The organism is Kumtagia ephedrae, from assembly GCF_003012745.1.
Taxonomy (GTDB): Bacteria; Pseudomonadota; Alphaproteobacteria; order Rhizobiales; family Rhizobiaceae; genus Kumtagia; species Kumtagia ephedrae.
Genome location: NZ_PXYK01000016.1, coordinates 110,723 through 122,349 on the forward strand (window position 1 = coordinate 110,723; position 11,627 = coordinate 122,349).

Below are 11,627 nucleotides of genomic sequence, written 5' to 3' on the forward strand. Positions count from 1 at the left end.
GGAGACCATGCGGAAATCGAAGAAGGTCATCGTCAGCTGCGCGGTCACCGGCTCGATCCACACGCCCACCATGACGCCCTACCTGCCGATCACGCCGGACCAGATCGCCAGCGAGGCGATAGCGGCGGCGGAGGCCGGGGCGGCGATCCTGCACCTGCATGCGCGCAACCCGCGGGACGGCTCGCCCAGCCAGGACCCCGAGCACTTCCGCATGTTCCTGCCGCGCATCAAGCAGAGCTGCGACCCGGTGGTGAACATCACGACCGGCGGCGGGCTCGGCATGACGCTCGACCAGCGCCTCGCCGCCGCCCTCTGGGCAAAACCCGAAGTCGCCTCCATGAACATGGGCAGCCTGAATTTCAACATTTCCGGCGCCGCCGACAAGATCAAGGACTTCAAGGAGCCGTGGGAACGGCCCTATCTCGAGCGGACGAAGGATTTCATCCTCTCCAACACCTTCACCCAGATCGAGCGCGGCATCACGGAACTGTCGGCCAACGGCACCCGCTTCGAGTTCGAGTGCTACGATATCGGCCACCTCTACAACCTCGCCCATTTCGTCGACCGCGGCATGGTGAAAACGCCGTTCTTCATCCAGGGCGTGTTCGGCATCCTTGGCGGCATCGCGCCCGAACTGGAGCATCTCCTGCACATGCGCGACACCGCCGATCGGCTGTTCGGCGACGACTACTATTTCTCCTGCCTGGGCGCCGGGCGCCACCAGATGCCGCTGGCGACCGTCAATGCGCTGAAGGGCGGCCACGTCCGCGTCGGCCTGGAGGACTCCATCTACATCGGCAAGGGCGAGCTGGCGAAATCCAACGCCGACCAGGTGGCGAAGATCGTGCGCATTCTGAAGGAGCTGTCCATCGACGTCGCGACCCCGGCAGAAGCCCGCGAGATGCTCGGCCTCAAGGGCAGCGACAATGTCGGGTTCTGAGGCCGGCGGGCTTCATGGCCGAGGCGCCGGACTCGCCGCTGCTGATTCTGCACCGGCTTTGACCGCGTCGCCGTTCCGGCATGGATCCTAGGGTCTCCGCGACGGCCTTCGGCCTGCTCCGCCCTAGGATGACGAAGGCGTTGATGTTCTTGGCCAATCGCTAACGTTGGAGATTGGCGGAAGCACCCCTCCCTTCGTCATCCTAGGGCGAAGCCAGGCCGAAGGCCGTCGCGGAGACCCTAGGATCCATGCCGGAACGGCGACGCGGTCAAAGTCGGTGCAGAAGCGAACCGAGCGCGAATTGCTGGCGAGACGGGTGAACTACCCCGCCCTCACCGCGCCGTCCGCGCCTCGCGATAGAGCGCATAGATGCCGGAGGCGATGACGATGGCGGCGCCGACGAGTGTCCAGACGTCCGGCAGCTGCGCGAACACCACAAACCCCCACGCCGTGCTCCAGATCATCAGCGTGTATTGCAGCGGCGACAGCACGACCGCCTCGGCCAGCTCCAGCGCCCGCATGATGGTGAGCTCCGCGCAGCCGGCGACGCAGGCGACGCCGACCATCAGCAGCAGTTGCGTGCCGTCGGCCGGGTTCTTCCAGACGAAGGGTAGCGGCAGGGTCAGGATGAGGGCGGCGGTAAGCGCCGTGTAGGCGACGGTGGTCACCAGCGGATCGGCTCCGCTCACATGCCGCGAGATGATCTGGCGGACAGCGAAGGCGACGGCCGAGATCAGCGCCAGGAATATGGCCGGGTGGAAGTTGCTGAAGCCCGGCCGGATCACGATCATGGTGCCGAGGAAGCCCAGCACGACGGCGATCCAGCGCTTCGGCCCCACCGCCTCTCCCAGAAGTGCTGCCGCCAGTACGGTGACGATGAACGGCGCGACGAAGGTAACGGCGGTGGCGTCGGCGAGCGGCACATAGGCCAGCGCGAACAGGAAGCTGGTGGCTGCCGCAACCACCGTCAGCCCGCGGCCGATCTGCAATCCGGGGTGGCGGCTGCGCAGGATGGATCGGCCCTTGATCATGAGCAGGACGAGGACGCCGCCGACCAGCCCGAGCTGTCGCAGCCAGGCCACCTGCAGCGGGCTGACGGACTGCGTCAGCAGCTTCGCCATCATGTCCGAGGTTGAATACAGGAAGAACCCCGCCAGCATGAAGAGAACGCCGCGGATGGTCTCGGAGCGCGTCGGCCGCCGGCGCCACGATGTCGACCGGACGGCCGGGTCAGTGGTCATCCGCGGCCGCCCCCGGACGAAAAAGGGCAGCGCCCGCAGGCGCTGCCAGTCCGTCCTGGAGGAGACGGTCAACCGCGGTTGCGGGCATCGTCGGCCATCTGGCGAGCGATGATGAGCTTCATGATCTCGACCGAGCCGCCCGCGATCTTGGTGATGCGCGCGTCGGCATAGGCGCGGGCGATCGGCATTTCCCACATGTAGCCCCAGCCGCCGAACAGCTGGAGGCATTCGTCCACCGCCTTGCAGTGCAGCTCGGTGGTCAGCATCTTGGCCATCGCCGCGTCGACCGGGTCGAGCCTGCCGGTCATGAACAGCTCGATGCACCGGTCGGTGAAGACCCGCATCGCCGTCGCCTGCGCCTGCAGCTCGGCCAGCTTGAACTGGGTGTTCTGCTGCTCGAAGATCGAGCGGCCGAAGGCCTGCCGGTTCATCGTGTAGTCGACCGTCCACTGGATCACGGTCTCGGTGACCGTCGCCGAGCGGATCGCCTGGGCGAGGCGCTCCTGCGACAGCTTGGTCATCATCAGCGCAAAGCCCTGGCCTTCCGCGCCGAGCATGTTTTCCGGCGGCAGCCGCATGTCGTCGAAGAACAGCTCGGACGTGTCCTGCGCATGCATGCCGAGCTTGTCGAGGTTCTTGCCGCGCCGGAAACCCGCCCGGTCGCCTTCCACCAGGAACAGCGTGACGCCCTTGGCGCCCGCCTCCGCGTCGGTCTTGGTCGCCAGCACCAGCACGTCGCAGAGCTGGCCGTTGGAGATGAACACCTTCTGACCGTTGATCAGGAACCCGTTGCCGTCGCGGATCGCCCGGGTCTTGATCGCCTTGAGGTCGGAACCGGCATGCGGCTCGGTCATGCCGAGCGAGCCGATCCATTCGCCCGAGACCATCTTGGGCAGGAATTTTTTCTTCTGCGCCTCGGTGCCGAAGCTGAGGATGTAGGTGGCGACGAGGTCGGTGTGGATGAGGAAGCCGGGGCCGGACGCGCCGGCCCGCCACAGCTCCTCGAAGACGACGACGTCGAACAGGTAGTCGAGGCCGAGCCCGCCATATTCCTCCGGGACGGTGCAGCACAGCATGCCTTGCTCGCCGGCCTTGCGCCAAAGCTCGCGCGGCACGATGCCGTCGCGTTCCCACTGCGCGTGGAAGGGCACGATCTCCTTCTCAACGAACTTGCGGACGCTCTCGCGGAACATCTCGTGTTCGTCGCGGAAGAGGGTGCGTGGGATCATAGGCCGGGCTTTCTTTTCGTATGCTAACGTACTTTTATCAGCCAATCATTCCGTAAGCAATCGTACAGTTTGCAAGATGACATTAGCTCAGGAGGCGGCCAGGCCGTCGCGATGCGCGGGATCGGCTATGCCGATCAGCGCGGTGCGGCGCGCCGCGTGCGACTTGCCCCTGAGATCGGCGATGCCGTGCTCGGTGATCACCAGGTCGATGTCGAAGCGGCCGAGCGAGACGGGCCCGGTGGCATTGCGGGCATGCACGATGCGCGAGATTTTTCCCTTGGCGGCGGTGGAGGGCAGCACCACGATGCGCAGCCCGTCGAGGCGGCGGGCGCCCGCGGCGAAATCGGAGGCGCCGCCCGGGCCGGAGACGAAGCCGCCGGGCGTGGCCTCGGCATGGGCCTGGCCGTCGAGGTCGACCTCGATCGCCGAATTGATCGCGACGAAGCGTTCGATCCCGGCCAGCGTGGCGATATCGTGCGTGAAGGACGGCGGCCGGAACCGGAATTCCGGGCCGGACACCGCGTCATAGAGCGCTTTGGTGCCGATGGCGACGCCGGCCGTAATCGGGTTCCGTGGCCTGAGCGCGCCGGCGCGCAGCAGATGCAGGGCGGAATCGCCGATCAGACCGGAATGGATGGCGAGGCCGCGCTTGCCCGTCAGCGCGCGCAGCACTGCCTCGGGTACGCGGCCGATGCCGGCCTGCAGCGTCGCGCCGTCGGGGATCACGGTCTCCGCATGCCGGGCGATCCGCAGTGCCGTGTCGTCGACGCCGGGGTCGAATTCAGGAAGGGCCTGCGGCGCGTCGACGACCGCGTCGAACCGCTCGAACGGGATGCCCGGCGTGCCCAGCGTCGCCGGCATCTCCCGGTTCACATGGGCGATAAGGGTGGGGATCCGCTCCCAGATGTCGGCGAGGAAGTCGGTCACCGGCCCGAGGCTGCAGCGGCCGTCCGCGTCGGGCGGGGCGCACATCACGAGCGCCGCCCGCGGCGGGTTTTCGGCGAGCCAGAGGCGGATATCGCGATAGCAGAGCGGCAAGAACGCCACCCGTCCGCTGCCGGAAAATTCCGGCAGCATGAAGAAGGTGGTGACCGCCGCGCCCGTCTCCAGCATGTAGGACGGCCGGTTGAGGCCGGGCACGAAAATGCCGGTGAAGGTCAGGTCCGGCCGGGAGAGGCCGGCCAATCCCTCCCTGAAAACCTGGGAATCGGCCGAGCAGGCGCTGATCCAGCACAGCCCGCGCTCGGGCAGATGCCGGCCGATCTCCGTTGGCGCGATGGCGGCAGGCATCAGTCGACGAATTTGTGGAAGTCGGGCTTGCGCTTCTCGTTGAACGCGTTGACGCCCTCCTTCGACTCCTCGGTGGCGTAGTAGAGCTTCACCGCGTGCAGGGCGAGGTTGCTGATGCCGCGGATCTGGTCGCTGTCGGCGTTGAACGAACGCTTGAGGAAGGCGAGCGCCGTCGGCGAGCGCTCGGCCAGCGTGTCCGTCCATCGGGTGACGGCGGCGTCCAGCTCGGCGAGCGGCACGGCCTTGTTGATCAGCCCCATCGCGACCGCTTCCTGCGCGGTATAGGTCTCGTTGAGGAACCAGATCTCGCGCGCCTTCTTCTCGCCGACGATGCGGGCGAGCAGCGCCGTGCCCCAGCCGGCGTCGAAGGAGCCGACCTTCGGCCCGACCTGGCCGAATTTCGCGGTGTCGGCGGCGATCGCCAGGTCGCACAGCGTGACCAGCACATGGCCGCCGCCGATGGCAAAGCCGTTGACGCGGGCGATCACCGGCTTCGGCACGTCGCGGATCAGGCCCTGCAACTCGTCGATCGGCAGCCCGACGACGCCGCGTCCGTCGTAATTGCCCTCATGCGCCGACTGGTCGCCGCCGGTGCAGAACGCTTTCTCGCCGGAGCCGGTGAGAACGATCGACGACACCCCTTTGTCGTTGCCGGTGAGCTGAAAAGCCTGGATCAGCTCCTCGAGCGTCTGGCCGCGGAAGGCGTTGTAGACCTTCGGCCGGTTGATGGTGATCCAGGCGGCGCGGCCCTTGATCTCGTACAGGATGTCGGAAAATTCATGTGTTTTTGTCACCGGCCTGCCTCCTTTTCATCGGGCAACAGCCCTTTTTTCGGTTTGTTTCGACGTGTTTTCGGCATGGTTTGCGCCGTTATCACACCATGTTCATGCCGCCCGAGACCGAGATGGCCTGGCCGGTGATGTAGCCGGCGTCCGATGACGCCAGGAAGGCGACGATGCCGGCATAGTCCTCCGGCTCGCCCATGCGCTTCAGCGGGATGCCGCGCACCATGGCGTCCTTCCACTTCTCCGCCTGCTCGCCGGTGCCGAGCACCGACTGCATCATCGGCGTGTTGGTGGGGCCGGGACAGACGCAGTTGAGCAGCACGTTGTTGCGGGCGAGCTCGCGGGCGATCGACTTGGTGAAGGAGATCATGCCGCCCTTGCACGCGGAATAGACGGCCTCGGTGGAGGTGCCGACGCGCGCCGCGTCGGAGGCGATGTTGACGACGCGGCCGCCGCCGCGCGCCACCATGCCGGGCAGGACCGCCTTGTGCATATAAAGCTGGCCGCTGAGGTTGATCGCGATGATCTTGTCCCAGAGCGGCTTGTCGGTCTGCAGGAATGGCGCCGGCTTGTCCCAGCCGGCATTGTTGACCAGCAGCCAGGTCGGCCCGAGATCGGCCTCGGCCCGCTCGACAGCCTTGTTGACGGCCTCCTGCTGGGCGACGTCGACGCCGTAGACCGTGACCTCTCCGCCCTTGGCGCGCGCCTCCTCGGCGGCTGCCTCGGCCGCCTCCGGCTTCAGGTCGAACACGGCGACCTTGCAGCCCTCGGCAGCCAGCCGCAGGGTGATCGCCTTGCCGATTCCCTGGCCGCCGCCGGTCACGATCGCGACTTTTCCTTTCAGATCAAGCACTTTGCTTTCCCTTCGTCGGATGGGTGGGAGCGTCTTCGCCCCTTGGCCTCTTCGGCAAAAATAATATGCTTGCTTACGGTAAGCTTGCAAGATATTTCTGCCACCGACGGCAACGGAGACGCAAGTGGCAGAGGCAAGCCTGAAATCGGTGGCTGGATATCTTCCGCTCCTGCGCTTCGACCGCAAGGTGGCGCGCGCCGAACTGCGCTGGTCGGGCCTGGGCGGATCGGGACGCGGCCGGCGCGCGGTTGCCGGCTGGGACGAGGACGCGCTCACCATGGCCGTCGAGGCGGCGCGCGGCGTGGTGGCCGCCGGCCTGCCGGAATCGGTGGTCTTCGCCTCGACATCGTCTCCCTTCACCGACCGCTCGATGGCCGGGATCATGGCCGAAGCGCTCCGGCTGGAGCGGGCCGTCGTCGCCCAGGATACCGCCAATTCCCGCCGCGCCGCCACGACCGCGCTCATCAAGGCACTGCGGGGCGGCGCGACCGAGCTGGTCGCGGCCGGCGAGAAACGCGCCGCGCAGCCGGGCAGCGCCCAGCACCTGAATTGGGGGGATGGGGCCGCCGCCGCGCTGGTGGGTCCCGGGAAGGGTATCGCCCGCCTGCTCGGTGCCGCGACGATCAATGCCGACCTGCTCGACGTCTTCACCTCCGCCGACGGCGGGCTTCCCTATGCGGCGGAGGATCGCTTCGTGCGCGACAAGGCGGCGGGCGAGGTCTACCTGCCGGCGGTGAAGGCGGCGCTGGAAAAGGCCGGCGTGGCGGCTGCCGACATCGCCGTCGCCGTGATGCCGGAGCCGGTCGACGGCGTCTACGCCGCCCTGGTCCGGGCCTGCGGGCTGAAGGCGCCGAACCTGTGCGCCGAGATATCCCAGCAGGCCGGCGAGCTCGGCGCGGCGATGCCGCTCTTCGGTCTGGCGCTGGCGCTGGACCGCGCCGAGCCCGGGGCGAAGCTGCTTGTCGCCGGTTTCGGCAACGGCGCCGACGCACTCGTGTTCGAGGTAACCGGCCCCGGCACCGGCACGGCGGCAGCGGCGCTGCGGCAGGGCGTCGTCCTCACGTCCTACACCCGCCTGCTCAATCTCACAGGCAGGCTGCCGCTCGACTGGGGGCCACGCTCGGAGGTGAACCAGAAGGTCTCGGCCTCGACGCTGCTTCGGCATGGCCGCGACATGCATGGCTTCGTCGGCGGGCGGGACCAGGGCGGCAACGTGCAGTTCCCCAAGACGCCGATACCGGTCCGGCCGGATGCCGAAGGTGCGGAGACCTATCAGGACGTTCCGCTGGCGGACGTGCCGGCCAAGGTGGTGTCGATCACCGCCGACAGGCTGAACTTCACGCCCGACCCGCCCTTTCATTTCGGCCTGGTGCAGTTCGACAACGGCGCGCGCGTGGCGATGGAGCATTGCGACATCGAAGGTAGCAGCCCCGAAGTCGGCGACCCTGTGCGGATGCGCTTCCGGATCAAGTCGATCGACCGGCAGCGGCATTTCCGCAGCTATTTCTGGAAGGCGGCGCCGGCCGAGCGCCCGGATCTGCCGGCGGAGGGTTGAGGCAATGGCAAGCGGCATCAAGGACAAGGTCGTCATCCTCGGCATGGGCTGCACCGCGTTCGGCGAGCGCTGGGACATGTCGTCCGACATGCTGATGGCGGAAGCCTTCGCCGAGGCGCTGGCGGATGCCGGAATCGACAAGGGCCGGATCGAGGCGGCGTGGTTCGGCTCGGCGCTGGACGATTTCAATGTCGGCAACTCGGCGATCCCGCTCGCGACGGCGCTGCGGCTGCAGAACATCCCGGTGACCCGCGTCGAGAACATGTGTGCCACCGGCACGGAGGCGCTGCGCGGCGCCGTCTACGCGGTCGCCGCCGGCGCGGTCGACGTCGCCATGGCCCTCGGCGTCGAGAAGCTGAAGGACACCGGCTTCGGCGGCCTGCCGATCCGCACGAAGGGCTCGGTCAACGACCTTTGGATGCCCTACGGGTCGTCGCCCGGTACCTTCGCGCAGCTCGCCGGCGCTTATCGCGCCAAGCACGGCATTGCGGCCGCCGATCTCAAGCGCGGCATGGCGCATGTGAGCTGGAAGAGCCACCAGAACGGCGCGAACTCGCCCAAGGCGCATCTGCGCAAGCCGGTCGAGATGGACGCCATCCTCAATGCGCCGATGATCTCCGACCCGCTCGGTCTCTACGACTGCTGCGGCGTCTCCGACGGCGCCGCCTGCGCCATCGTCACCACGCCGGAGATCGCCAGAAGCCTCGGCAAGTCTCCCGCCGATCTCGTCGCCGTGAAGGCCCTGCAGGTCTGCACCTCGAACGGCTGGGAGAGCCAGTACGGGGAATGGGACGGCGCCTCGGTGCGCAACACGAGGGTGGCCGCCGGCCGCGCCTATCTGGAGGCAGGCATCAGGGATCCGAAGGGCGAAATCGGCATGACGGAGGTGCATGACTGCTTCTCCATAACCGAGCTGGTGACCATGGAGGATCTCGGCCTCTCCGCCGAGGGCCGTGCCACCTTCGACATCCTCGACGGACGCTACGACCGCGACGGCGCCATCCCCGCGCAAGTGGACGGCGGGCTGAAATGCTTCGGCCATCCCGTCGGCGCCTCGGGCCTGCGCATGGCCTACGAGGTGCACGCGCAGCTTCTCGGCCGCGCCGGCCAGCGGCAGCTCCGCCAGATCGATTTCGGCCTGACCCACAATCTCGGAGGGCAGCCGTCCAACTCGGTCTCCTCGGTTGCGATCTTCGGGCGGCTCTGAGGAGGAGAGATCATGGCTGGACGCTGGTTCGAAGGATTTTCCGAAGGCGAGGTGATCGAGCACGCCACCCGCCGCACCGTGACCGAAACCGACAACGTGCTCTACACGACGATGACGATGAACCCGGCGGCGATCCATCTGGATCACGACTATTCGTCGAAGACGGAATTCGGCAAGCCGCTGGTCAACTCGGTGTTCACGCTGGGGCTGGTGGTGGGGCTGAGCGTGGGCGACACGACACTCGGCACCACCGTTGGCAATCTCGGCTTCGAGGACGTCAAGTTCCCGAAGCCGGTCTTCCACGGCGACACTATCCGCGCCGAGACCGAGGTGCTGGCCAGGCGCGAGAGCAAATCGCGGCCGACGCAGGGCATCGTCACCTTCGTCCACCGCGGATTCAACCAGCGCGGCGAGGTCGTGTGCGAATGCAGGCGGCTCGCCCTGATGATGAAGGCGCCGGCATGAGGCTGACGGCGCTTCTCTTCGTTCCCGCCGACTCGGACAAGAAATTCGAGAAAGCGAAGTCCGTCAGCGCCGACGGACTGATCCTCGACCTCGAGGATTCCGTTGCCCCGGCCGGCAAGGCAGCGGCGCGGGACATGCTGTCCGGTTGGATCGACGCCGCGAACGGCCCGCGCGACTGGTCGTTCTGGGTTCGCGTCAATCCGCTGGACAGCGGCCTGACCGCGCAGGACCTCGCCGCGGTCGTCCGCCCCGGCCTCGCGGGCATCGTCCTGCCCAAGGCCAATGGCGGCCACGACCTCGCCCGGGTCTCGGAGATGATCGATCCGCTCGAGGACGCGGCCGGCATGCCGCGAGGCAGCGTCGGGATCATCGTGGTGGCGACGGAGACGGCCGCGGCGATGTTCAACCTCGGCTCCTATGCACCGGCCCATCCACGGCTGGCGGCGCTGACCTGGGGCGCCGAGGATCTGGCGGCCGTCGTCGGCGCCACGGCGAACAAGGAAGCAGACGGCGAGTGGACGCGGCCCTATCAGCTCGCCCGCTCGCTCTGCCTGTTCGCCGCGGCCAATGCGGAGGTGCCGGCGATCGATACGCTTCATGCCGATTTCCGCGATCCGGAAGGACTGGAGGCCGCCTGCCGGGTATCGCGCCGCGACGGCTTTTCCGGCCGCCTGGCGATCCACCCCGATCAGGTCGCCGTCATCAAGCGGGCGTTTGCGCCGAGCGAGGCTGACCTGGCCCTGGCTCGCCGCATCGTCGCCGCCTTCGCGGAGAATCCGGGTCTCGGCACGATCGGGATCGACGGAAAGATGGTCGACATTCCCCATCTGAAGCAGGCGCGGCGCGTGCTTGCCTCCGTGGGGGAAGGGTAGGGAGGTTAGCGTGTCCAGGCCGGCAGAAGAGCGCGAAGACCTGATCAACTCCATCCGCGACGGCGTGCGCGGCGTGGTCCGCCAGTTCGACGCGGATTACTGGCTGGAGCGCGACGAGGACGGGCGCTTTCCCGACGAGTTCCACCGCGCCATGGCCGACGCCGGCTGGCTCGGCATCACCATGCCGGAGGAGCATGGCGGCTCCGGCCTCGGCGTCACCGAGGCGGCGATCATGATGCACGAGGTCGCCGGCCACGGCGGCGGCATGGCGGCAGCCTCCTCGGTTCACATCAACCTGTTCGGGCCGCATCCGATCGTCGTGTTCGGCACGCATGAGCAGAAGTCGGAATGGATCCCGCGGCTGGTCGCCGGCGAGGACAAGGTCGCCTTCGGCGTCACCGAGCCAGACGCGGGCCTCAACACGACGCGCATAAAAACCTTCGCCGAGAAGGTGCCGGGCGGCTACCGGGTCAACGGCCAGAAGGTGTGGACCTCCACCGCGCAGGTGGCGTCGAAGATCATGCTCTTGACCCGCACCACCCGCTACGAGGACTGCAAGCGCCCGACCGACGGCATCACCATCTTCTATACCGATCTCGACCGCTCGAAGATCGAGGTGCAGCGCATCCCCAAGATGGGCCGCAAGGCGGTGGATTCGAACGCCATCTTCATCGAGGACCTGTTCATCCCCGACGAGCATCGCATCGGCGAGGAGGGCAAGGGCTTTTCCTACATCCTCCATTCGCTCAACCCCGAACGCGTCCTCGTCGGCACGGAAGCGGTGGCGATCGGCCGCGACGCGCTCGCGCGTGCCGCCAGATACGCGAAGGAGCGCATCGTCTTCGACCGGCCGATCGGCATGAACCAGGGCATCCAGCATCCGCTGGCGGAGAAGTGGATGTACCTGGAATCGGCCTGGCTGATGCTGCTCAAGGCGGCCGAACTCTACGACGCCGGAAAACCCTGCGGGGCGGAGGCCAATGCCGGCAAGTTTCTGGGCGCGCGCGCCGGCTACGAAGCCTGCCTGCAGGCGGTGCTGACGCATGGCGGCTTCGGCTACGCCAAGGAGTATCACGTCGAGCGGCTGCTGCGCGAAGTCACGGTGACGCGCATCGCGCCGGTCACCGAGCAGCTCATCCAGAGCTTTATCGCCGAGAAGGTGCTGGACCTGCCGAAGAGCTATTGACCGC

11 protein-coding genes are annotated in these 11,627 nt (G+C 67.4%); 6 read left to right on the forward strand and 5 right to left on the reverse strand.

From position 1 onward, the window contains the following. Positions 1-7 precede the first annotated feature (7 nt). Positions 8-940 carry a 3,5-dioxohexanoate:acetyl-CoA acetone transferase gene (gene kce / locus C7I84_RS17245; RefSeq protein WP_106773446.1) on the forward strand — a complete coding sequence of 311 codons (933 nt, stop codon included), beginning with the start codon at positions 8-10 and terminating at the stop codon, positions 938-940. 332 nt (positions 941-1,272) lie between these two features. On the opposite strand, the gene C7I84_RS17250 is transcribed toward kce, so the two are convergent. From C7I84_RS17250 to C7I84_RS17270, 5 genes are all read right to left on the reverse strand, one after another. Continuing rightward, positions 1,273-2,181 (reverse strand): DMT family transporter, encoded by a 909-nt coding sequence (locus C7I84_RS17250; RefSeq protein WP_207771019.1) that lies wholly within the window; start codon positions 2,179-2,181, stop codon positions 1,273-1,275. Positions 2,182-2,249: 68 nt separating this feature from the next. Then, on the reverse strand, positions 2,250-3,410 hold the full coding sequence (locus C7I84_RS17255; protein ID WP_106773447.1) for an acyl-CoA dehydrogenase family protein: 1,161 nt from the start codon (positions 3,408-3,410) through the stop codon (positions 2,250-2,252). A gap of 87 nt (positions 3,411-3,497) precedes the next feature. Then, complete coding sequence (locus tag C7I84_RS17260) at positions 3,498-4,700, reverse strand: acetyl-CoA hydrolase/transferase family protein (RefSeq protein WP_106773448.1); 1,203 nt, start codon at positions 4,698-4,700, stop codon at positions 3,498-3,500. Then, the gene (locus C7I84_RS17265; RefSeq protein ID WP_106773449.1) at positions 4,700-5,494 is read right to left on the reverse strand and encodes an enoyl-CoA hydratase-related protein; all 795 of its coding nucleotides are present in this window, start codon (positions 5,492-5,494) and stop codon (positions 4,700-4,702) included. Before C7I84_RS17265 ends, C7I84_RS17260 begins: the two co-directional genes overlap by 1 nt. Positions 5,495-5,573: 79 nt before the next feature. Next, positions 5,574-6,338 carry a glucose 1-dehydrogenase gene (locus tag C7I84_RS17270; protein ID WP_165816112.1) on the reverse strand — a complete coding sequence of 255 codons (765 nt, stop codon included), beginning with the start codon at positions 6,336-6,338 and terminating at the stop codon, positions 5,574-5,576. A 124-nt stretch (positions 6,339-6,462) separates the two neighbouring features. Here C7I84_RS17270 and C7I84_RS17275 point away from each other — a divergent pair, with 124 nt between their 5' ends. From C7I84_RS17275 to C7I84_RS17295, 5 genes are read left to right on the forward strand one after another with little or no spacing between them, the layout of a single operon-like run. Further along, complete coding sequence (locus C7I84_RS17275) at positions 6,463-7,893, forward strand: OB-fold domain-containing protein (RefSeq protein ID WP_165816113.1); 1,431 nt, start codon at positions 6,463-6,465, stop codon at positions 7,891-7,893. Positions 7,894-7,897: 4 nt separating this feature from the next. Continuing rightward, a complete protein-coding gene (locus C7I84_RS17280; protein ID WP_106773452.1) occupies positions 7,898-9,100 on the forward strand; it encodes an acetyl-CoA acetyltransferase in 1,203 nt (400 codons plus the stop codon). Positions 9,101-9,112: 12 nt separating this feature from the next. Next, a complete protein-coding gene (locus tag C7I84_RS17285; RefSeq protein WP_106773453.1) occupies positions 9,113-9,565 on the forward strand; it encodes a MaoC family dehydratase in 453 nt (150 codons plus the stop codon). Further along, positions 9,562-10,437 carry an HpcH/HpaI aldolase/citrate lyase family protein gene (locus tag C7I84_RS17290; protein WP_106773454.1) on the forward strand — a complete coding sequence of 292 codons (876 nt, stop codon included), beginning with the start codon at positions 9,562-9,564 and terminating at the stop codon, positions 10,435-10,437. Before C7I84_RS17285 ends, C7I84_RS17290 begins: the two co-directional genes overlap by 4 nt. A gap of 10 nt (positions 10,438-10,447) precedes the next feature. After that, positions 10,448-11,623 carry an acyl-CoA dehydrogenase family protein gene (locus C7I84_RS17295; protein WP_425351356.1) on the forward strand — a complete coding sequence of 392 codons (1,176 nt, stop codon included), beginning with the start codon at positions 10,448-10,450 and terminating at the stop codon, positions 11,621-11,623. Positions 11,624-11,627 lie beyond the last annotated feature (4 nt).